Source organism: Streptomyces sp. NPDC050287, from assembly GCF_044459385.1.
Classification (GTDB): Bacteria; Actinomycetota; Actinomycetes; order Streptomycetales; family Streptomycetaceae; genus Streptomyces.
This window is the reverse complement of record NZ_JBITIY010000001.1, coordinates 245,291-265,937: the sequence shown is the minus strand read 5'-3', so window position 1 is coordinate 265,937 and position 20,647 is coordinate 245,291. Positions and strand designations below refer to the sequence as shown.

The window sequence follows — 20,647 nt, the reverse complement described above, 5'->3', positions numbered from 1 at the left end:
CCGTCGACCGAGTCCGGTGCGATGTGCACCCAGAACCGTTTGACGAGGACGAATGGTGAGGACCACGTCCGTTCGGTTCAGCGTCAGTGGACGCTGAACCGAACGGAAAGCCAGTTACCCACCCATCCAATTACACCGTGACCTGCGGAAAGAGGATGTGACACAGCTTCTGAGAGCCGGTGGCGCAGCGGCCGGGACGGGGGAGTGGTACTGCCGTTCCTACCCGTGCGGCTGGCGGCCGGTGTACTGCCGAGGGGATGATCGGATCAGCGGGGGACGCGGCGGGATCGTCGACCGTGGGCATCTGACGTTCAGCGCTTGACGTGCGGCGATGGCTCCCGCGCTTTCGCCGCGCATCTCGTGTTCGCCTCGAAAGCCGGCTCCGATCGCGCAGAACGGACACCGTCATGACCATGGCCTACCTCGCACAACCCGAGGAGCAGCAGAAGCTCGAATGGCTGGACGGCGGGCAGTTCGCCGTCCTTTTGGACAGTGCGGCCACCGCCGGCCAGTTGACCGTCGGACGGTTCTCCGTCAGCAAGGGGGAGGCACCGCCGTACCACACGCACACCCGTGAGGACGAGGTCTTCATGCTGATCAAGGGCAGTGCGCTCCTGTGGTGCGACGACCAGGAGATGGAACTGTCGGAGGGAGGCATCGTGTTCCTTCCCCGCAACGTCCCCCACGGCTACCGGATCACCTCCGACACCGCCGACCTGCTGATGATCGCCACCCCCGCCGGCATCGAAGGCATGTTCCGCCACGCCGGACGGGACCTGTCGACCCCGCGTCCCGAAGGCTTCGAGATCTCACGGGACCTCATGGCCGAAGCGGCCGACATGTACGGCCAGATCATCGTCGGGCCGCCGCGCTGACCGTCGGCGGGTCCACAGCGGTCCCCCTACCGCCCCCATCGGAACGACGAAAGGCACCACCATGTCCCGGCAACAGCGCCAGGCCCTCGACGAACTCCTGCGGCACGGACCGCTCGACCTCGGAGGCGATGTCGCCGAAGCGCGTGCCGTCTTCCACGGCATGATGACGTCCATACCGCTGCCCCCCGACGTCTCCACCAAGGAAGGCGAGTTGGGCGGTGTACCCGTCGTCACCGTGGCGACTCCGGACAACGACCCGGCGACCGTCGTGCTGTACCTGCACGGCGGCGCCTACGCCATTGGTTCGGCGGCCGACGCAGCTGGGCTGGCCGGCGATGTCGCCCGCCGCACCGCCGCACGCGCCGTCTGTGTCGACTACCGGCTGGCTCCCGAACACCCCTTCCCCGCCGCCGTCGACGACGCCCTGGACGTCTACCGCGCCCTGCTGGACGATGGCATCCCCAGCTCCACGATCGCTTTCGTCGGTGAATCGGCGGGCGGCGGTCTCGCCGTCGCGACCCTGCTCGCCGCCAAGGACGCGGGATTGCCCCAGCCCTCGTCGGCCGCGGTCTTCTCCCCGTGGGCCGACCTGAGCGTGTCCGGCGACAGCGCGGTCGGCAAAGCGGCCGTCGATCCCGCGCTGACCCCGGAAGGCCTGCGCACACGCGCCCGCGACTACCTGCGCGACACCGATCCCACCGCGCCCCGGGCCAGCCCCGTCTTCGCCGACCTGACCGGCCTGGCGCCCCTGCTCATCCAGGTCGGCTCGCACGAGATCCTGCTGGACGACGCCGTACGGCTGACAGCCCGCGCCGCCGAGCACGACGTCCACGTGGAACTGCAGGTCTGGCCCCAAGTGCCGCACGTCTTCCAGGCATTCGCCCCGATGCTCGACGAAGCCGATGCCGCACTCGACGCCGCCGCCGCGTTCACCCGCGCGCACTGGTCCACCGGCGCCACCACCGACACGTCCGGTGAGGCCCTGCGGGCCGGGGCGAGGTCGTGACCCACCACAGGCGGGCACGAGGAACGGTCGAGTAAAGACTCCGTTGTACGGCAGCGGAAGCACCCTGCGGTCCAGGACATCTGGACGACGATGAGCTGCATGGCAACGACGAACCACTTCGGCGTCGCGCTGCGGGGCTGGCGTGAGCGTGTGTCACCGCGGGACACCGGGCTGGAGGCGGACGGGGACCGGCGTATCCCCGGACTGCGCCGGGAGGAACTCGCCCGGCTGGCGGGCTTGTCGGTCGACTACGTGGTCCGGCTGGAACAGGGCCGCGCTCGGCACCCCTCGGCCCAGGTGGTCACCGCGCTGGCCAGAGCGCTGCGCCTCGACACGTCCGAGCGTGACCACCTGTTTCGCTGCGCCAACCTCGCGCCGCCCTCCGCCGGGAACGTCTCCCGTCACGTGCCCGTGCGGGTGCAGCGGCTGGTGAGCCGGTTGGGAGGGAACCCCACCGCGGTCTTCGCGGCCGACTGGACGCTCATCGGCTGGAACGCGATGTGGTCCGCCACGGTCGGCGATCCCCGCACGTACGGTTGGGAGGCGCGCAATCTCGTCGACGGGATGTTCCGGTCGAGGGTCGGACGAGGGCGGGAACCGATCGCGGGCTGGCCCGTTCGGTCATGGGAGGGCGACGAGGTCGAGGAGGAGGACCTCGTCGCCGACCTGCGCGTGACAGCGGCCGCCCATCCCGAGGACGCGCGACTGGCGGCCTTCGTCGACCGCCTGCTGCGCAGCAACCCGCGCTTCGCCCGCCTGTGGTTCAACGGCAGCGCCCGCACCCACGTCGGCGACCGCAAGACCGTCGAGCATCCCCGAATGGGAGACATCGCGCTCGACCTCGATGTCCTGCTGGCCGCCGGCACCGACCTCAGGATCGTCACGTACACGGCGGCGGCCGAGACGACCGACGCGGAGAAACTGGACGCGCTGCGCGCTGCCTGTCCGTTACCGAGTGGGAGCCCGGTGGGGATCGTTGCGTGAGCGGCTTGATGCTGCGACGGAGTGCGCCGCAGAGCTGGCGCGGACGGCCCGCCTGGCAGCTGATCGACGAGAGCTGTCGCTTGAGGCGTGAACGTGCCCGAGTGACAGAGGGTCGTCGGGATCTGCCGCGCTGGTCAGGCGGCTTGTGGCAGCACGTAGCCGTGGGCGATGTCGCGGCGTTCGGCGGGGCGGGCCTTCTGGCGGGTCAAGCGGCGGCTCATGAGCGTGATGCAGACCCAGGTGATGAGTGCTTCGCTCATCTCGGGGAGGCGTTCGTGGTCGCGGCAGTGGCGGCGGGCTCTCATGATCCACGACCAGGATCGTTCAACTGCCCAGCGGCGCGGCAGAACGATGAAGCCCTTGGTGTCCGGCGGGCGGCGGACTGTCTTGACGGTGATGCCGAGGTACTTCTTCGCCCAGGGGATGAGTCCGTTCTTGGCGTAGGCGGAGTCGGCCCAGACGATGGCGATCTCCGGGTGCATCAGCGCGAGGCGGAACAGTAACTCCCGCGCGACCAGGGAGCCTTGGGCGTCATACCGGAAGCTCGACCGCGACGTCCGTGAGCCCCTGCTCGACCCAATCGCCGAGCGCATCCGCACGCGGATGGGCGACCGGGCATCACGCCGTTACCTGAGCGTCCTCCGTGTCGGCCAGCGCGCCGAGTGAGCCCAGTGGTGAAGGACCTGCCGAATCAGCGGCAACGGACCCACCGCACTTTCATGCCTGCCTGCCGAAAACGCCGGGGGTTCCCGGTGAAAGCACCTCAGTCACCCTGAACCCACGGCCGACGTGCCGGTAAGAACCGTGTCACCAGCCGCAACTAGCCGGAGGTGTACGGCCTATCGCCCTCCCATCCGTGTCCGTCGTGCAATCTGCGGCTACGTCGGCGCCAGCCCCCTTGACGCATCCGTGCATCCTCAAGACTTCATCAGATGGGACCTCAGGCCCCGACGTCGCCCGTACCGTGGGGCACTCCGACAGGCCGCTCCACGGTCCTGCCGACGACTGGCAATCGGCACTGGCATGCGAGGTCACATGAGTTCGGGCCCCTCCGAAGACAGCTCCTCAGGGATTGGTTCCGGCCAGGAATTCCAGGACGCTCCCTTTCCCCTGTCTGCGCCCCCTCCCGCCTTCAGACACATCCAGCTGGGGCGCAGCGGTGATGGCCTCAACGACATGCCGAGCGTCAGGCTCCGGGCCCTCGCAGAGAATCTGCTGGGTCATGACCGCATCAGGCGGATGGGCAGGAGTCAGCTGATCGAGGCCGTCAGGGAAAAGCTCGAAAGCAGCTATGCCCCGGTCACGATCTATCTCTCGGACGAGACGTCTCACGCGGGCGTCCAGTCGGCCGTCGAGGACCTTCTGGAAAATGCCGGCCTGGTCATCGAAGCCCGTGAGGACCCAGTCATCGGGTCCTGGTTCCGCCGGATCTGGGTCGGCCTCGGCCGAGCGATGCGCTCAGAGGCAGTACGCGAGGGTGCCCTGACGGCCGCACACGTTGCTGACTCCCGCCTGATCCTTGCCCAGGACGCCACCATCACGGCGACCCTGCTTCAGAACCTGGGGCCGGTGCTTGCCTCGCTCGACTCGACGAAGGATGCCGTTCTGCGCGTCGGCGCACTGCTGATCGTCAAAGTGGAGTGGACCGTCAACGTCTTCCATCTGACCGCCGCCCAGCAAGCCCGCCTGGACCACCGGCCGCAGCTGGCGACCTCCCCCCAAGAGGTCATCCAGGCACTTGGCCTAGCGGCCACCGACCCGGACACCTGACACGCGAGTTTGCGGCTGGTGACAGGGTTCTTACCGGCACCCCATAAGGGACGTGGCCTCGAACGCACGGAAACGACCCCGGGGTGATGTTGCGATCCGCTTCGGTCTGTTGCCGTGTGTTTTGATCCATTGCGGTTCTGGCTCTTGACAATGTTCCTTCTCTAGAGCCAGAACTGAGGGAGGACCACATGGGCCGAACGGCCCGTCAGTTGGCCGTCATCACGGCGGCCGCCGACGCCGTGGACGCGGAGCTGGTGGACGAGGAGACGGCCGGCGCCTCCGTCGTCGTCCACGCGGACCGGGACCGGCACCTCTCGCCCGAGACCGTCGCCGCCATCGAGGCGAGCGTCGCCGACTCCACCCGCCGCGCGTACGGCACGGACCGTGAGGCGTTCACGGCCTGGTGCGCGACGGAGGGCCGGACGACTGTCCCGGCGTCGGCCGAGACCATGGCGGAGTGGGTGCGCCACCTGACCGTGATGCCCCGCCCCCGGACGAACCGACCGGCCGGGCCGTCGACCATCGAGCGCGCCATGTCCGCCGTGACGTCCTGGCACGAGGAGCAGGGGCGGCCCAAGCCGAACATGCGCGGCGCCCGGGCCGTCCTCAACGCCTACAAGGACCGGCTTGCCGAGGCGAAGGAGGAGGCCGCACAGGCGCGGCAGGCGACCGCGGCTCTCCCCCCGCAGATCCGCGCCATGCTCGCCGGGGTCGACCGTTCCACCCTCGCCGGGAAGCGGAACGCCGCCCTGGTGCTGCTCGGATTCGCTACGGCGGCCCGCGTCTCCGAGCTGGTCGCCCTGGACGTCGCCACTGTGAAGGAGGCGGAGCACGGCTACGACGTGACGCTGTACCGGAAGAAGGTCCGCAAGCACACCCCGAACCCGATCCTGTACGGCAGCGACGCGGCCACCTGCCCCGTACGGGCCCTGCGCGCCTACCTCGCCGCCCTCGCGGCCGCCGGGCGCACGGATGGCCCGCTGTTCGTCCGCGTCGACCGGTGGGACCGCATCGCCCCGCCGATGACCCGGCACGGCCGCATCATCGGGGACCCGGCCGGGCGGATGACGGCGGAGGCCGCCGCCGAGGTGATCGAGCGCCTGGCCGCCGCCGCCGGCTTTTCCGGCGACTGGTCCGGGCACTCCCTGCGCCGTGGCTTCGCCACCGCCGCCCGGGCCGCCGGACACGACCCGCTGGAGATCGCCCGCGCGGGCGGATGGGTAGACGGCTCCCGCGTCCTCGCCCGGTACATGGATGACGTCGACCGCGTGAAGAACTCCCCGCTTGTGGGGATCGGGCTGTAGCGGAGTCCAGGCAAGGTGAGGCCAAAACCCACAACGCGACCTTGGCTGAGCGTCTCCGCTCAGGATCGATGGTCAGTTTTGCGTGCGGTGAGCACGGGTCCGAACCGGGCCTGACGAACACAGACGTCAGATCGTGCGGTAAGGCTCGCTGGAGGGTCGCCGCGTGTCCTCAGCTTCTGGAGGCGCACATAGGACAACCATGATCGTGTGCTCGCATCCCTGCTGCCCGGCCTCCGGGAACTTCGCACCCCACTAGCGACTGGCTACCTGTACCTGCTGTTGCTGTTCCTCCTCGTGGGTAACAAGATTCCCACGAAGGCCAAAGCCCACGCCCCCTGAAGTTGCTGTATGACGTCGTGGGGTGGATGGGAAAACCGACAGCCCTTGCGGCCAGCACCTTCGTCGCCTACCTATTGGGCAGCGTGCTTGAGGTACATGCCACAACCGTTAGCCGTGGCCTGCGGAAAGCCCGCTCAAGATACTTTGGATGGCTGCAGAAGCGGTCTGAGAGACGCCGGATCCGAAATGCCACCGGAGCAGCAGGCAGGCCCCGAAACGACGCCTTCTTGCAAATGATGGCCGCTGAGGCGGAGCTGACCAAGCCAGCTGTAGACACGCTTGCGGCCTATGTTGCGGACAGAACCGGCCAGTCCAAAGGGACAACAACCGCGGACTTGGCCAGGGGATTCAGCCCTCTCCTTCGGGATCTTCCGCAGCTACGTACACGTCTGTACGCAGCAAATAAGGATCTCTACGGCGACTACGACCGTCTAGCCGCAGAGGCCGATCTCAAGGTCAATGTCGGAGGAGCGGCTATCGCCCTGAACTGCGTGGCGGCCAGCGTGATGGATCCGTGGTGGGCCCTCCTCTGCCTCCCCATGGCGTTTCTCATCTATCGCGGCCTCTCCATGGCCCGGCAGGCCAACGACGTCCTAGTGCAAGCAATCGTGACCGACGTCGTGAAGTCTCCCAAGTTCGAGGAGTACATCACCGCTGAGCTCAGCAACAAACAGGGGAACACGGCCGCACCAACCACCATGCGTGCTCAATTCCGCTCCATGTGGGACCTCTTGTCCCGGCGCACCATCCAGGCCGACAGGGAGGCAACACCACCAAGCGACTGACGTCTCCACCCGGCATAGGCTTACCGCACCATCTGGCGGTCCGAGGCGGTGGTCGTTGGACGGCTACCAGCCTCGTGCGCGCCACTCTGCGAGGTGGGGCCGCTCCGTGCCGATGGTGGTGTCGTTGCCGTGACCGGGGTAGATCCACGTCTCGTCGGGCAGTACGTCGAAGAGCTTGGTCTCCAGGCCGCCCATCAGGGAGTTGAACTCTTCGGGACGTGTTGTCCGACCAGGACCGCCCGGGAAGAGGCAGTCGCCGGTGAACGCATGGGGATGGCCGTGCGGGTCGTCGTAGACGAGGGCGATCGAACCCGGCGTGTGCCCGACGAGATGGCGCGCGGTGAGCTCCACGCGCCCCACGCGGATGACGTCGCCGTCGTCGACCGGCACGTCCGTCGGTACGGGGATGCCCTCGGCGTCCGCCCGACCGGCGTACGTACGCGCGCGGGTGACCGCGACGACCTCGGCGAGCGCCTGCCAGTGGTCGCCGTGCTGGTGCGTGGTGACGACGGAGGCGATGCCGTCGTCACCGATCGTGCCGAGCAGCGTGTGCGCGTCGTTGGCCGCGTCGATCAGCAGTTGCTCGTCCGTGGCCCGGCAGCGCAGCAGATAGGCGTTGTTGTCCATCGGGCCGACCGCGATCTTCGTGATCATCAGGTCCTTGAGCTCGTGCACGTCCGCCGGGCCGCCGACCGTCACCTGTCCGCTGTACGTCATGACGGCCAGCCTATAGCGGGGGAGCGGCCCCGGGCCCGGCCGAGTGCTACAGCGGAGGGAGCGCCGGCAGCGGGCCGCCGGTCACGGTCAGACCGGAGCCGTCGCGGCGGCCGCAGAGCCAGCCGAGCAGCTCGGGCGCGGGACCGGTGACGGTGACTTCGGGCGTGCTCGTCTCCCGGCGACCCGTGCTCCACGCGCGCGTGCCGTCCGTCAGATGCGTCGGGGGTACATCAGGGTGGCCGGTGAACCGCTCGGTGAGGAACTCGATCTCGCGCTGGGTGAAGTCGTCCGGAAGATCCTCCAGCTCGTATCCGATGCCGAGGTCCACGTGGTGCAGCTCCATCTCGATCCAGCGCCGGAACGGCACCCGGGACGCCGCGTCGGTGACCCCGCCCCGCAGCTCGACCGTGCGCGACCAGTCCGCCGGAACGGCCCCGGCCTCCTGGAAGCGGGCCGCGCTGTTCCGCAGGTCGGCGAGCTGTACGTCGAGGGGACGGTGGGCGTCCCGCTCGATGTCGCCGTCCCGGGCCTCGGGCGAGGCGTACATCGGACGCCCCTCCAGGGCGTTCACGAGGGCGTCGGCGTTGCGGGAGAGGTGGGCCAGGACGTGGCCCCGGGTCCAGCCGGGGAGTCGTGACGGTTCGGCCAGCGACGCGTTGTCCAGTTGAGCGACTGCGGTGAGCAGCCGCTCGGTCGCGTCGCGTACAGACGCCAGGTCATGAGCGTGATCCATCATGCGGCTGACATTAGCCGCGCCACACCTTTGGGTGAAGGTGGTGAACGAGAGCCGTAAATCGAATGTGCGTGCTATAGGGTCGGGCGTGGCGTCGGGCATGCTGGAGAGCCCGGGATTGTTATGCATCCGGGAATCCGACCGGCGTTGTCAGTGGCTCCCCCTAGTCTGAGAAAACACGGGGGCCTCGCCCCTGTCACTTCTCTCAAGAAAGGTGCGGACCGGCGTGGCCGACCGTCTCATCGTCCGTGGCGCGCGCGAGCACAACCTGAAGAACGTCTCGCTCGACCTGCCTCGCGACTCGCTCATCGTCTTCACGGGCCTGTCCGGGTCGGGCAAGTCCTCCCTGGCCTTCGACACCATCTTCGCCGAGGGCCAGCGGCGCTACGTGGAGTCCCTCTCCTCGTACGCCCGCCAGTTCCTCGGCCAGATGGACAAGCCGGACGTCGACTTCATCGAGGGCCTGTCGCCCGCGGTCTCCATCGACCAGAAGTCGACCTCGCGCAATCCGCGCTCGACGGTCGGCACCATCACCGAGGTCTACGACTATCTGCGGCTGCTCTTCGCCCGCATCGGCAAGCCGCACTGTCCCGAGTGCGGCCGCCCGATCTCGCGCCAGTCGCCGCAGGCCATCGTCGACCGGGTCCTGGAGCTGCCGGAGGGGAGCCGCTTCCAGGTGCTGTCGCCGCTGGTGCGCGAGCGCAAGGGCGAGTTCGTCGACCTCTTCGCCGACCTCCAGACCAAGGGCTACTCCCGCGCCCGGGTGGACGGCGAAACCGTCCAGCTCTCCACCCCGCCCACGCTGAAGAAGCAGGAGAAGCACACCATCGAGGTGGTCGTCGACCGCCTCACGGTGAAGGACTCCGCCAAGCGCCGCCTCACCGACTCCGTCGAGACCGCCCTCGGCCTGTCCGGCGGCATGGTCGTGCTCGACTTCGTCGACCTTCCCGAGGACGACCCCGAGCGCGAGCGCATGTTCTCGGAGCACCTGTACTGCCCGTACGACGACCTGTCCTTCGAGGAACTGGAGCCCCGCTCCTTCTCGTTCAACTCGCCCTTCGGCGCCTGCCCCGAGTGCAGCGGCATCGGCACGCGCATGGAGGTCGACCCCGAGCTGATCGTGCCGGACGAGGACAAGTCCCTCGACGAGGGTGCCATCCACCCCTGGTCGCACGGCCACACCAAGGACTACTTCGGCCGCCTGATCGGCGCCCTCGCGGACGCCCTCGGCTTCCGCACGGACATCCCCTTCGCGGGCCTGCCGCAGCGCGCCAGGAAGGCCCTGCTGTACGGCCACAAGACCCAGATCGAGGTCCGCTACCGCAACCGGTACGGCCGCGAGCGGGTCTACACGACACCCTTCGAAGGTGCCGTCCCCTTCGTCAAGCGCCGGCACGGCGAGGCCGAGAGCGACGCCAGCCGTGAGCGCTTCGAGGGCTATATGCGCGAGGTGCCCTGCCCCACCTGTGAGGGCACGCGCCTCAAGCCGCTCGTCCTCGCGGTCACGGTCATGGGGAAGTCCATCGCCGAGGTCTCCGCGATGTCCATCAGCGACTGTGCGGACTTCCTGGGTGAGCTGAAGCTCAACGCCCGCGACAAGAAGATCGCCGAGCGAGTCCTGAAGGAGGTCAACGAGCGGCTGCGGTTCCTCGTCGACGTCGGCCTCGACTACCTCTCGCTCAACCGCGCGGCCGGCACACTCTCCGGCGGCGAGGCCCAGCGCATCCGCCTGGCGACCCAGATCGGCTCCGGTCTGGTCGGCGTGCTGTACGTGCTCGACGAACCGTCCATCGGTCTGCACCAGCGCGACAACCACCGCCTCATCGAGACCCTGGTCCGGCTGCGCGACATGGGCAACACGCTGATCGTCGTCGAGCACGACGAGGACACCATCAAGGTCGCCGACTGGATCGTCGACATCGGCCCCGGCGCGGGTGAGCACGGCGGCAAGGTGGTGCACAGCGGCCACCTGAAGGAACTGCTGGCCAACGCCGAGTCGCAGACCGGGCAGTACCTGTCGGGCAAGAAGTCCATCCCGCTGCCCGACATCCGGCGTCCGCTGGACCCGTCCCGGCAGCTCACGGTGCACGGCGCCCGCGAGAACAACCTCCAGGACATCGACGTCTCCTTCCCGCTCGGCGTGTTCACCGCGGTCACCGGCGTGTCCGGCTCCGGCAAGTCGACGCTGGTCAACGACATCCTGTACACGCACCTGGCGCGCGAGCTCAACGGCGCCCGGAACGTACCGGGGCGGCACACGCGCGTGGACGGCGACGACCTCGTCGACAAGGTCGTCCACGTCGACCAGTCGCCCATCGGCCGGACCCCGCGCTCGAACCCGGCGACGTACACCGGCGTCTTCGACCACATCCGCAAGCTGTTCGCGGAGACGACCGAGGCGAAGGTCCGCGGCTACCTGCCCGGCCGCTTCTCCTTCAACGTCAAGGGCGGCCGCTGCGAGAACTGCGCGGGCGACGGCACCATCAAGATCGAGATGAACTTCCTCCCGGACGTGTACGTCCCGTGCGAGGTCTGCCACGGCGCCCGGTACAACCGGGAGACCCTGGAGGTCCACTACAAGGGCAAGTCCATCGCCGAGGTCCTGAACATGCCGATCGAGGAGGCGACGGAGTTCTTCGAGGCCGTCCCCTCGATCGCCCGCCACCTCAACACCCTCAAGGACGTCGGTCTCGGCTACGTCCGGCTCGGCCAGTCCGCGACCACCCTGTCCGGCGGTGAGGCCCAGCGCGTCAAGCTCGCCAGCGAGCTGCAGCGCCGCTCCACCGGACGCACGGTCTACGTCCTGGACGAGCCGACCACCGGTCTGCACTTCGAGGACATCAGCAAGCTGCTGACGGTCCTCTCCGGCCTGGTCGACAAGGGCAACACGGTCATCGTCATCGAGCACAACCTGGACGTCATCAAGACGGCCGACTGGGTCGTCGACATGGGCCCCGAGGGCGGCGCCGGCGGCGGTCTCGTCGTCGCCGAGGGCACCCCGGAGCAGATCGCCGGGGTTCCGGCCAGCCACACCGGCAAGTTCCTGAGGGAGGTCCTCGGAGCCGACCGGATCAGCGACGCGTCCGTACCTGCGGCACGCAAGAAGGCCACCGCCAGGAAGACCACCGTGGCTGCCAAGACCACCGCCAGGAAGACCGCCACCAAGACGGTCGACAACACGGTTGCCAAGAAGACCGCCGCCACGAAGACCGCCGCCACGAAGACGGCGGCCACCAAGACGGCCGCGAAGAAGACGACGCGGGCCGCCAAGGCCTGAGCGGAGCGGACACGAGGCCGGCGCCCTGTCAGCGCCGGTCGGTGCACGGCACGTCCGGACAGGACCAGTCTGAGCGGCGCCCCGCGGGAACTCCCCGCGGGGCGCCGCCCGTTTCCGCTGCCGTCTCTCAGCCCTGTCAGCCCTCTCAGCCCTCCAACTCGTGGGCGTACGGCGGCTCCGCCCCGGCTCGGGAGCAGGTGATCGCCGCTGCCCGGGCAGCGAATCCGAGCAGCTGGGTCCAGCCGCCGGGGCCCAGGGCGACGAGGGCCTGCGGGGACAGGGCGTCCCGGGCCAGGAGACCGTGCAGCAGGGCCGCGTTCACGGTGTCGCCCGCGCCGATCGTGTCCACGACGTCGACCTTCTCACCCGGCACGGAGTGCACCGCACCGTCGCGGGTGAAGGCGGTCAGTCCGTCGCCGCCCTGGGTGATGACGACGGCCGAGGGCCCGGAGGCCAGCCACTCCCGCGGGGTGCCGCCCAGCCACAGGGCGTCCTCCTCGGAGAGCTTGAGCAGCGACACCGACGGCAGCCAGCTCTTGAACCGGGCTCGGTAGGCGTCCGCGTCGGGAATCAGTCCGGCCCGGATGTTCGGATCGAGCGTGGTGAACACACCCTGTGCGGCCGCTGTCCGCATCAGCTCCTCATACGCGCTCGCCCCGGGCTCCAGGACCAGGGAGCAGGTACCGAAGGACACCGCCCGCGTTCCCTCGGGCAGCCCCGCGGGCGCGGTGAACAACCGGTCGGCGGTGCCGTCGACATAGAAGGAGTAAGCGGCCGACCCGTGCGCGTCGATCGTGGCGACGGCGAGGGTGGTCGGCTCAATGCCGCGCTGTACGTCCGACACGTCCACCCCCGCCCGGCGCAGACCGTCGAGCAGGGCTTCCCCGAAGGCGTCCTGGGACACGCGGGAGCAGAAGGCCGTGGGGGAGCCGAGCCGGCCGAGGGCCACGGCCGTGTTGTAGGGGCCGCCGCCGAGCGCCGGCTGCAGACTCGCCAGGGCGCCTGTGCCCTGCGGTACCAGGTCGATCAGGGCCTCACCGGCGACGACGATCACGAGACGGTTCCTCTCTCGGGTTGCGAGGGTGCTGGGGCTGGGGCTGGATTTAGGGCTGGGGCTGGGCTGGGGCTGCGCGGAGGGCAGGGCTTACCGGGACTGCGGGGACTGCGGGGCCTGTGCGGCTCCCCCGGCCCGCAGAGGTCGTCTGCGCTGCGCCTGCCGCTCCGGCTCACCGACGCAACCGCACGACGTGCGATGGACGAAGGTGCAGGCCAGCCGTACGGTCCGGGCGGGCCGCTCCGGTGCGGCGAGACGTTCCAGGAGCACCCGGACCGCCTGGGTGCCGATCTCCTTGCTGGGCTGGGCGATCGCGGTGAGCCGGGGGGTGAACAGGTCGGCCCACGCGAAGTCGTCGAAGCAGCACAGCGCGATGTCGCCGGGCACGGACAGGCCCCGCTCGCGCAGCGCGCGCAGGGCACCGAGCGTCATCGCGTTGTTGGCGGTGACGAGCGCGGTGGGCGGCGCGGCGAGGGAGAGCAGGGCAGCCGTGGCGCGTTGTCCGCCGGTCGACTGGGAGTCGCCGTGGACCACCAGACGTTCGTCGAAGGGGAGTCCGGCAGCGGAGAGGCCGTGGCGGTAGCCGGTGATCCGCTCGCCGGTCGTGCTCAGCCCGGGCCGGCCCGCGACCAGGGCGATCCGGCGGTGGCCGAGACCGGCGAGATGGGTGACCAGTTCGGCTGTCGGCTCGGCGCTGTCGGCGCAGACCTGGTCGAAGCGCGGAGTGCCGTCCTCAGGGGAGTCGACCACCCGGTCCAGGAACACGGCCGGCACGCCATGACGGCTCAGGTAGGAGACCAACTCGCGCGGCTGAGCGGAGGGCGCGACGATCATGCCGTCCACCCGCCGCTCGTGCAGCAGCTGGACGACCTTGCGTTCGTGCTCGGGATCGTCGTGCGGATCGGCGATGAGCAGGCTGTAGCCGTGCTCCAGGGCGCCGGCCTCGACGCCCTGGAGGATCTCCGTGAAGTACGGGTTGCTGATCGCCGACACCGCGAGGCCGATGGACCTCGTGCGCGAGGTCACCAGGGAGCGGGCGAGAGTGTTGGGCGTGTAGCCGAGCTCCTCGATGGCGTCCAGTACAGCCCGGCGGGTGTGGGGCAGCACCGGCCGGGTGTCGTTGAGGACGTGCGAGACGGTCGCCACCGACACTCCGGCGCTGCGTGCGACATCGGCCATGGTCGGCATCGAGTTCTCCTCCCGGGCCCGGGCGGGCCTTCCGGACGGGAACGTATCCGATTCGACGGCGCACGTAAACGCTTGCGCAAACGTTTACGCCCAGTCACCGTCCGAGGCACCGTCCGAGTCACGTTGCAGTGCGCTCACCAGGGTCCGGGAGATTCACACACAGCCCAGGGCACTCGCCCACGGTCCAGGCGCCCGGCTCACTCCCAGTCCCAGGCGATCCCCACGATCCCCGACCGCACCCGCGGCTCGACCAGGTGCACCGAGTGGTGTCTCCTGGTGAGCGCCAGTTCCTGGCGGCCGCCGCGTGGTGCCGCCGCCGAGTGCTGGGTGAACCGGTGGCAGCGCACGGGCAGGGCCTTCTCGTCGAACCGCACCTGGAGCGCGTACTGCCCGCCCGCGGGCCCCAGGCCGCGGACGTACTCCCGGGACACCCCCGCCGTGCCGTCCTCGACGCCGTAGCGGAACAGGAACGTGTCGCCGGCCCGCAGCCGGGTGTCGAAGAGCAGCTCGGCCACCAGAACACCGGTGTCTCGGTGTGAACGCACCCGTCCGGTGCGGCAGTTGTCCAGGGCATGTACGGTCATGCGCTCGGGTGTGCACCCGGGGTCGCCGTGGTGGACGGCCACGAAACGGTCGACGCCGTCCCGGTGGGCGCGGACGATGTGGTGCGACTCCCGCGCCGCGAGCTCGCGGCGCGCCCCGACGCGGACCCGTTCGTGGTGCCCGAGGGTGTGCAGCCCGTCGTCCAGCGGCACATCCAGGTCGGCCAGCAGTTGCTCCAGCACGTCCGAGGCGGCCACCAGCGAGCGGTAGGAACGGGCCGCGGGCCGCTGCGCGGCGGGGCCCTCGTCGGGCCGGGCGAGCAGCCGGATCAGCGACTCCTCCGGCAGCTGGAGGATCTCCTCGAGTGCCCGGACGGCCCGCAGCGACTCCGGACGCTGGGGGCGCCGGGCACCTTGCTGCCAGTAACTCAGGCTGGTGACGCCGACCTTCACCCCGTGGCGTGACAGGTGGTGCTGCACCCGTTGCAGCGGCAGTCCGCGGGCGGCGATCGCGGCGCGCAGCGCGACGTGGAAGGGGCCGCCACGCAGGGCCGAGTCCAGTTCCGCGGTGACGACGCCGGCGACGTCCGCGTGCTGTGTGGCGTGCGGCATGCAGAGGCCTTTCTGTGAAGGGGCACGACGGCTGGTCAGACCGTGCGTGGAAGTGCCGGTACCGCTGTGCCGACGGGGGTCTTCACATCCGTACGCCGTCGTTCAGGGCCCGCAGTTCCCCCGCATTGAAGCGTGTTGACCAAGTCCCGACAACACCTGATGTCGATCCCCGGTGGGCTCATGGCCGACTTCGAGCTCACTCGGAAGGCGCCGTGGTCGTTGGAGTGCGTCGGGGCGAGGACCGCCGGTGCGGTACGGCCGGCCGGAATCCGCGACGGCCCCGTCGCGGAACGAACCTTCTCGTTCACGCAGCGCAGCCACGAACTCGCGGACGCCGCACTGTCCGTCCCCGCCAGTAGGGTGTGAGACATGGCCGATCCCTCCAGCTACCGCCCCCGGCCGGGACAGATCCCGGACTCTCCCGGGGTCTACAGGTTCCGAGACGAGCACCGCCGGGTGATCTACGTCGGAAAGGCGAAAAGCCTGCGCCAGCGCCTGGCGAACTACTTCCAGGACCTGGCGGGTCTGCACCCCCGCACCCGCACCATGGTCACCACGGCCGCGTCCGTGGAGTGGACGGTGGTGTCCACGGAAGTCGAGGCGCTGCAGCTGGAGTACTCCTGGATCAAGGAGTTCGACCCCCGCTTCAACGTCAAGTACCGCGACGACAAGAGCTACCCGTACCTCGCGGTGACGATGAACGAGGAGTTCCCCCGCGTTCAGGTGATGCGCGGTCAGAAGAAGAAGGGCGTGCGCTACTTCGGGCCGTACGGACACGCCTGGGCGATCCGCGACACCGTCGACCTCCTCCTGCGCGTCTTCCCCGTGCGCACCTGCTCGGCCGGCGTCTTCAAGAACGCCGCCCGCACCGGCCGCCCCTGCCTGCTCGGTTACATCGGCAAGTGTTCCGCACCCTGCGTCGAGCGGGTCTCCGCCGAGGAGCACCGCGAACTCGCCGAGGAGTTCTGCGACTTCGTGGCCGGCCGCACCGGCACCTATCTGCGCCGCCTGGAGAAGCAGATGATGGAGGCGGCCGAGGAGATGGAGTACGAGCGGGCCGCTCGCCTGCGCGACGACATCGAGGCCCTGAAGAGGGCCATGGAGAAGAACGCGGTCGTGCTCGCCGACGCGACCGACGCCGATCTGATCGCGGTCGCCGAGGACGAGCTGGAAGCGGCCGTGCAGATCTTCCATGTCCGCGGCGGTCGCGTGCGCGGCCAGCGCGGCTGGGTCACCGACAAGGTCGAGGAGATCACCACCGGCGCCCTCGTCGAACACGCCCTTCAGCAGCTCTACGGCGAGGAGAAGGGCGACGCGGTCCCCAAGGAGGTCCTCGTCCCGGCCCTGCCCGACCCGGTGGAGCCCGTCCAGGAGTGGCTCACCGAGCGCCGCGGGTCGAACGTCTCGCTGCGCATACCGCAGCGCGGCGACAAGAAGGCCCTCATGGAGACCGTGCAGCGCAACGCCCTCCAGGCGCTCGCCCTGCACAAGACGAAGCGCGCCTCCGACCTCACCACGCGCTCACGCGCCCTGGAGGAGATCGCCGAGGCCCTCGACCTGGACAGCGCCCCCCTGCGCATCGAGTGCTACGACATCTCGCACCTCCAGGGCGACGACGTCGTGGCCTCCATGGTCGTCTTCGAGGACGGCCTGCAGCGCAAGAGCGAGTACCGCCGCTTCCAGATCAAGGGCTTCGAGGGCCAGGACGACGTCCGCTCCATGCACGAGGTGATCACTCGCCGCTTCCGGCGCTACCTCGCCGAGAAGGAGAAGACCGGCGAGTGGACCAACGGCGAGGACGGCCCCACTGGAGGTCCCGCCGACGGCTCCACCGGTGACCTCACCGACGGTCTCACCAACGGACTCAAGGACGACGACGGACGCCCCAAGCGCTTCGCCTACCCGCCCCAGCTCGTCGTCGTCGACGGTGGCCAGCCGCAGGTGGCAGCCGCCAAGAAGGCCCTCGACGAGCTCGGCATCGACGACATCGCCGTCTGCGGCCTCGCCAAGCGCCTGGAGGAGGTCTGGCTGCCCGACGAGGACGACCCGGTGGTCCTGCCCCGCACCAGCGAGGGCCTCTACCTGCTGCAACGCGTCCGTGACGAGGCCCACCGCTTCGCGATCACCTACCAGCGCGCCAAGAGGGCCAAGCGTTTCCGGTCGAGCCCGCTGGACGACGTCCCGGGGCTCGGGGACACGCGCAAGCAGGCACTGCTGAAACATTTCGGTTCGCTGAAGAAACTTCGGTCCGCCACCATCGACCAGATCTGCGAGGTCCCCGGCATAGGCCGCAAGACGGCCGAGACGATCGCCGTCGCCCTCGCCCAGTCGGCTCCCGCCACGCCGGCCGTGAACACGGCGACTGGAGAGATCATGGAAGAGGAACCCGGCACCATGGGTTCCAGTGGGGAGCCCGTGACGATGGGCGCCCCGGACGAACGACGGGGGCAGGAGACATGAATGTGAACGAGCACGACGGGCAACAAGGCCAGGCCGGAGACGGAGCACAGGTGAGTACGGGCACGCCCAACGAGACGGCCGCGGTCCCGGACGCGGCCATCCCCGAGCTGGTGATCATCTCCGGGATGTCCGGGGCCGGGCGCTCGACGGCCGCCAAGTGTCTGGAGGACCTCGGCTGGTTCGTCGTCGACAACCTGCCGCCCGCGCTGATCCCCACCATGGTCGAGCTCGGCGCCCGCTCCCAGGGCAACGTGGCACGGATCGCGGTCGTCGTCGACGTCCGCGGCCGCCGCTTCTTCGACAACCTCCGCGAGTCCCTCGCCGACCTCGACGGCAGGAACGTCACCCGGCGGATCGTCTTCCTGGAGTCCTCGGACGAGGCACTGGTGCGCCGCTTCGAGTCGGTGCGCCGTCCGCACCCCCTCCAGGGCGACGGCCGCATCGTCGACGGCATCGCCGCCGAGCGCGAACTGCTGCGCGAGCTGCGTGGCGACGCCGACCTGGTGATCGACACCTCCAGCCTCAACGTGCACGAACTGCGCGCCAAGATGGACGCCCAGTTCGCAGGCGAGGAGGAGCCCGAGCTGCGGGCCACCGTCATGTCCTTCGGCTTCAAGTACGGCCTCCCGGTCGACGCCGACCTGGTCGCGGACATGCGCTTCCTCCCCAACCCGCACTGGGTCCCGGAACTGCGCCCCTTCACCGGCCTCAACGAGGAGGTGTCGGCGTACGTCTTCAACCAGCCCGGCGCCAAGGAGTTCCTCGACCGCTACGCCGAACTGCTCCGGCTCATCGCGGCCGGCTACCGCCGTGAGGGCAAGCGGTACGTGACGATCGCCATCGGCTGCACGGGCGGCAAGCACCGCTCGGTCGCCACTTCGGAGAAGCTCGCCGCGCGACTCGCGGCCGAGGGCGTCGAGACGGTGGTCGTGCACCGGGACATGGGACGGGAATGACGGCACGTACTCCCCGGCTGAGCAGGCTGCGCCGGGCCGTCCCGGAGGGCAGGGCGAGCAGGCCCGTCGAGGCGCGCGGCGCCAGGCCGCGGCGCCGGGGCGCCCAGCCCAAGGTGGTCGCACTCGGCGGCGGCATGGGCCTGTCCGCCTCACTCGCCGCACTGCGCCGGATCACCGGCGACCTCACCGCCGTCGTCACCGTGGCCGACGACGGCGGCTCCAGCGGGCGCCTGCGCGACGAGCTGGGGGTGCTGCCGCCCGGCGACCTGCGCAAGGCCCTGGCCGCGCTGTGCGGCGACGACGACTGGGGCCAGACCTGGGCCCGCGTCATCCAGCACCGCTTCCAGTCCCAGGGCGATCTGCACGAACACGCGGTCGGCAACCTGCTGATCGTCGCCCTGTGGGAGCAGCTGGGCGACCATGTCCAGGCCCTCGACCTGGTCGGCAGGCTGCTCGGCGCACACGGGCGGGTGCTGCCCATGTCCGCCGTACCGCTGGAGCTGCAGGCCCTCGTCAAGGGCCACGACCCGGACCGGCCCGACGCGGTCGACACCGTACGGGGGCAGGCCACCGTCGCCCTCACCCCCGGCGAAGTGCAGTCGGTGCACCTCGTTCCGCACGACCCGCCCGCGGTCCCGGAGGCGGTGGAGGCCGTCCTCGACGCGGACTGGGTGGTCCTGGGCCCCGGCTCCTGGTTCTCCTCGGTCATCCCGCACCTGCTGGTACCCGAGCTCCTGGACGCGCTCACGCAGACGAAGGCCCGCCGGGTACTCTCCCTGAACCTCGCGCCGCAACCCGGAGAAACCGAGGGCTTCTCCCCGCAGCGTCATGTGGAGGTTTTGGGACGACACGCCCCTAAACTCGCCCTGGACGTGGTGCTGGCCGACGAGGCCGCCGTGCCCGATCGCGATGTGCTCACCGAGGCCGCCAAGCGGCTCGGTGCCGCGGTCGAGCTGGCCCCGGTGGCCCGGACGGACGGGAGCCCAAGGCATGACCCGGAGCTGCTGGCCGCCGCGTACGACCGTATTTTTCGGATGCATGGAAGGATCGGCCCATGGCGATGACGGCAGCGGTGAAGGACGAGATCTCCCGGCTCCCCGTCACCCGGACCTGCTGCAGGAAGGCGGAGGTCTCCGCCCTTCTGCGGTTCGCCGGCGGCCTCCACCTGGTGAGCGGGCGCATCGTGATCGAGGCGGAGCTGGACACCGCGATGGCGGCCCGCCGTCTCAAGCGGGACATCCTGGAGATCTTCGGCCACAGTTCCGAACTGATCGTGATGGCTCCCGGCGGACTGCGCCGCGGCTCGCGTTACGTGGTCCGGGTCGTCGCCGGCGGTGACCAGCTGGCACGCCAGACCGGCCTGGTGGACGGCCGGGGCCGCCCGATCCGGGGTCTGCCGCCGCAGGTGGTCTCGGGGGCCACCTGCGACGCGGAGGCGGCCTGGCGCGGGGCCTTCCTGGCGCACGGCTCGCTCACCGAGCCCGGCCGTTCCTCCTCCCTGGAGGTGACCTGCCCGGGCCCCGAGGCGGCGCTCGCCCTGGTCGGCGCCGCCCGGCGGCTGTCGATCGCGGCGAAGGCCCGCGAGGTGCGCGGGGTCGACCGTGTGGTCGTCCGTGACGGTGACGCGATCGGCGCCCTGCTGACCCGCCTCGGCGCCCACGAGTCGGTGCTGGCCTGGGAGGAGCGCCGGATGCGCCGCGAGGTGCGCGCCACGGCGAACCGTCTCGCCAACTTCGACGACGCCAACCTGCGCCGTTCCGCGCGCGCGGCCGTCGCCGCCGGCGCCCGGGTGCAGCGCGCCCTGGAGATCCTCGGCGACGACGTGCCCGAGCACCTCGCCGCCGCCGGCCGGCTGCGCATGGACCACAAGCAGGCCTCCCTGGAGGAGCTGGGCGCGCTCGCCGACCCGCCGCTGACCAAGGACGCGGTGGCCGGCCGTATCCGCCGACTGCTGGCGATGGCCGACAAGCGCGCCTTGGACCTCGGCATCCCGGGCACGGACGCCAACCTCAGCGAGGAGCTGGCCGACAACCTTGTGGGATGAG

17 protein-coding genes and 1 pseudogene are annotated in these 20,647 nt (G+C 69.9%); 12 read left to right on the top strand and 6 right to left on the bottom strand.

Going from position 1 to position 20,647, the window contains the following annotated elements:
* The first annotated feature begins 407 nt into the window (after positions 1-407).
* The 3 genes from ACIBK3_RS01180 to ACIBK3_RS01170 all read left to right on the top strand — a co-directional run bounded on the left by ACIBK3_RS01180 (position 408) and on the right by ACIBK3_RS01170 (position 2,865).
* Positions 408-875: a cupin domain-containing protein gene (locus ACIBK3_RS01180; RefSeq protein ID WP_069764746.1), complete on the top strand. Its 468-nt coding sequence runs from the start codon at positions 408-410 to the stop codon at positions 873-875.
* A gap of 61 nt (positions 876-936) precedes the next feature.
* Positions 937-1,881 carry an alpha/beta hydrolase gene (locus ACIBK3_RS01175; RefSeq protein ID WP_399360590.1) on the top strand — a complete coding sequence of 315 codons (945 nt, stop codon included), beginning with the start codon at positions 937-939 and terminating at the stop codon, positions 1,879-1,881.
* Positions 1,882-1,980: 99 nt separating this feature from the next.
* Positions 1,981-2,865, top strand: coding sequence for a helix-turn-helix transcriptional regulator (locus tag ACIBK3_RS01170; RefSeq protein ID WP_399360588.1), 885 nt, complete (start codon positions 1,981-1,983; stop codon positions 2,863-2,865).
* 200 nt (positions 2,866-3,065) lie between these two features.
* On the opposite strand, the pseudogene ACIBK3_RS01165 reads toward ACIBK3_RS01170, so the two are convergent.
* Positions 3,066-3,389: pseudogene (locus ACIBK3_RS01165) on the bottom strand (transposase); the annotation flags it as partial.
* A 652-nt stretch (positions 3,390-4,041) separates the two neighbouring features.
* Here ACIBK3_RS01165 and ACIBK3_RS01160 point away from each other — a divergent pair.
* From ACIBK3_RS01160 to ACIBK3_RS01150, 3 genes are all read left to right on the top strand, one after another.
* Positions 4,042-4,635 carry a hypothetical protein gene (locus ACIBK3_RS01160; protein WP_399360586.1) on the top strand — a complete coding sequence of 198 codons (594 nt, stop codon included), beginning with the start codon at positions 4,042-4,044 and terminating at the stop codon, positions 4,633-4,635.
* A gap of 188 nt (positions 4,636-4,823) precedes the next feature.
* Positions 4,824-5,939 (top strand): site-specific integrase, encoded by a 1,116-nt coding sequence (locus tag ACIBK3_RS01155; protein ID WP_399360584.1) that lies wholly within the window; start codon positions 4,824-4,826, stop codon positions 5,937-5,939.
* A 365-nt stretch (positions 5,940-6,304) separates the two neighbouring features.
* Entirely contained in the window at positions 6,305-7,063 is a 759-nt protein-coding gene (locus ACIBK3_RS01150) for a hypothetical protein (protein ID WP_399360582.1), read from the top strand.
* 63 nt (positions 7,064-7,126) lie between these two features.
* Here ACIBK3_RS01150 and ACIBK3_RS01145 read toward each other — a convergent pair whose 3' ends face one another.
* Both ACIBK3_RS01145 and ACIBK3_RS01140 read right to left on the bottom strand, forming a co-directional pair.
* Positions 7,127-7,780, bottom strand: coding sequence for an MBL fold metallo-hydrolase (locus tag ACIBK3_RS01145; protein ID WP_399360580.1), 654 nt, complete (start codon positions 7,778-7,780; stop codon positions 7,127-7,129).
* Between the two features lie 46 nt (positions 7,781-7,826).
* Positions 7,827-8,516 carry a maleylpyruvate isomerase family mycothiol-dependent enzyme gene (locus ACIBK3_RS01140; RefSeq protein ID WP_399360578.1) on the bottom strand — a complete coding sequence of 230 codons (690 nt, stop codon included), beginning with the start codon at positions 8,514-8,516 and terminating at the stop codon, positions 7,827-7,829.
* 223 nt (positions 8,517-8,739) lie between these two features.
* Between ACIBK3_RS01140 and uvrA the strand changes: the two genes are divergently transcribed.
* Positions 8,740-11,790, top strand: coding sequence for an excinuclease ABC subunit UvrA (gene uvrA / locus ACIBK3_RS01135; RefSeq protein ID WP_399360576.1), 3,051 nt, complete (start codon positions 8,740-8,742; stop codon positions 11,788-11,790).
* A gap of 145 nt (positions 11,791-11,935) precedes the next feature.
* Here the strand turns inward: uvrA and ACIBK3_RS01130 are convergent, their stop codons facing one another.
* From ACIBK3_RS01130 to ACIBK3_RS01120, 3 genes are all read right to left on the bottom strand, one after another.
* Entirely contained in the window at positions 11,936-12,844 is a 909-nt protein-coding gene (locus ACIBK3_RS01130) for a carbohydrate kinase (protein WP_399360574.1), read from the bottom strand.
* Between the two features lie 90 nt (positions 12,845-12,934).
* Entirely contained in the window at positions 12,935-14,032 is a 1,098-nt protein-coding gene (locus ACIBK3_RS01125) for a LacI family DNA-binding transcriptional regulator (RefSeq protein ID WP_399360572.1), read from the bottom strand.
* 197 nt (positions 14,033-14,229) lie between these two features.
* A complete protein-coding gene (locus ACIBK3_RS01120; RefSeq protein WP_399360570.1) occupies positions 14,230-15,186 on the bottom strand; it encodes a hypothetical protein in 957 nt (318 codons plus the stop codon).
* A 180-nt stretch (positions 15,187-15,366) separates the two neighbouring features.
* Here ACIBK3_RS01120 and ACIBK3_RS01115 point away from each other — a divergent pair, with 180 nt between their 5' ends.
* From ACIBK3_RS01115 to whiA, 5 genes are read left to right on the top strand one after another with little or no spacing between them, the layout of a single operon-like run.
* Positions 15,367-15,552 carry a hypothetical protein gene (locus tag ACIBK3_RS01115; RefSeq protein ID WP_399360568.1) on the top strand — a complete coding sequence of 62 codons (186 nt, stop codon included), beginning with the start codon at positions 15,367-15,369 and terminating at the stop codon, positions 15,550-15,552.
* A gap of 3 nt (positions 15,553-15,555) precedes the next feature.
* Positions 15,556-17,646: an excinuclease ABC subunit UvrC gene (gene uvrC / locus ACIBK3_RS01110; protein WP_399360566.1), complete on the top strand. Its 2,091-nt coding sequence runs from the start codon at positions 15,556-15,558 to the stop codon at positions 17,644-17,646.
* The gene (gene rapZ / locus ACIBK3_RS01105) at positions 17,643-18,602 is read left to right on the top strand and encodes an RNase adapter RapZ (RefSeq protein WP_399360565.1); all 960 of its coding nucleotides are present in this window, start codon (positions 17,643-17,645) and stop codon (positions 18,600-18,602) included. Before uvrC ends, rapZ begins: the two co-directional genes overlap by 4 nt.
* Positions 18,599-19,666 carry a uridine diphosphate-N-acetylglucosamine-binding protein YvcK gene (gene yvcK / locus ACIBK3_RS01100; protein WP_399360563.1) on the top strand — a complete coding sequence of 356 codons (1,068 nt, stop codon included), beginning with the start codon at positions 18,599-18,601 and terminating at the stop codon, positions 19,664-19,666. The genes rapZ and yvcK overlap by 4 nt, the downstream gene beginning before the upstream one ends.
* Positions 19,657-20,646 (top strand): DNA-binding protein WhiA, encoded by a 990-nt coding sequence (gene whiA / locus ACIBK3_RS01095; protein WP_399360561.1) that lies wholly within the window; start codon positions 19,657-19,659, stop codon positions 20,644-20,646. Before yvcK ends, whiA begins: the two co-directional genes overlap by 10 nt.
* Position 20,647: the final 1 nt, after the last annotated feature.

Bases quoted from the DNA above. Each gene is read 5' to 3' on its own strand.
- ACIBK3_RS01150 (WP_399360582.1), top strand. From the start codon at position 6,305: ATGGGAAAACCGACAGCCCTTGCGGCCAGCACCTTCGTCGCCTACCTA.
- ACIBK3_RS01145 (WP_399360580.1), bottom strand. From the start codon at position 7,780: ATGACGTACAGCGGACAGGTGACGGTCGGCGGCCCGGCGGACGTGCAC.
- whiA (WP_399360561.1), top strand. From the start codon at position 19,657: ATGGCGATGACGGCAGCGGTGAAGGACGAGATCTCCCGGCTCCCCGTC.
- yvcK (WP_399360563.1), top strand. From the start codon at position 18,599: ATGACGGCACGTACTCCCCGGCTGAGCAGGCTGCGCCGGGCCGTCCCG.
- ACIBK3_RS01140 (WP_399360578.1), bottom strand. From the start codon at position 8,516: ATGATGGATCACGCTCATGACCTGGCGTCTGTACGCGACGCGACCGAG.
- rapZ (WP_399360565.1), top strand. From the start codon at position 17,643: ATGAATGTGAACGAGCACGACGGGCAACAAGGCCAGGCCGGAGACGGA.
- ACIBK3_RS01115 (WP_399360568.1), top strand. From the start codon at position 15,367: ATGGCCGACTTCGAGCTCACTCGGAAGGCGCCGTGGTCGTTGGAGTGC.
- ACIBK3_RS01160 (WP_399360586.1), top strand. From the start codon at position 4,042: ATGCCGAGCGTCAGGCTCCGGGCCCTCGCAGAGAATCTGCTGGGTCAT.
- ACIBK3_RS01155 (WP_399360584.1), top strand. From the start codon at position 4,824: ATGGGCCGAACGGCCCGTCAGTTGGCCGTCATCACGGCGGCCGCCGAC.
- ACIBK3_RS01170 (WP_399360588.1), top strand. From the start codon at position 1,981: ATGGCAACGACGAACCACTTCGGCGTCGCGCTGCGGGGCTGGCGTGAG.
- ACIBK3_RS01175 (WP_399360590.1), top strand. From the start codon at position 937: ATGTCCCGGCAACAGCGCCAGGCCCTCGACGAACTCCTGCGGCACGGA.
- ACIBK3_RS01125 (WP_399360572.1), bottom strand. From the start codon at position 14,032: ATGCCGACCATGGCCGATGTCGCACGCAGCGCCGGAGTGTCGGTGGCG.
- uvrC (WP_399360566.1), top strand. From the start codon at position 15,556: ATGGCCGATCCCTCCAGCTACCGCCCCCGGCCGGGACAGATCCCGGAC.
- ACIBK3_RS01120 (WP_399360570.1), bottom strand. From the start codon at position 15,186: ATGCCGCACGCCACACAGCACGCGGACGTCGCCGGCGTCGTCACCGCG.
- ACIBK3_RS01180 (WP_069764746.1), top strand. From the start codon at position 408: ATGACCATGGCCTACCTCGCACAACCCGAGGAGCAGCAGAAGCTCGAA.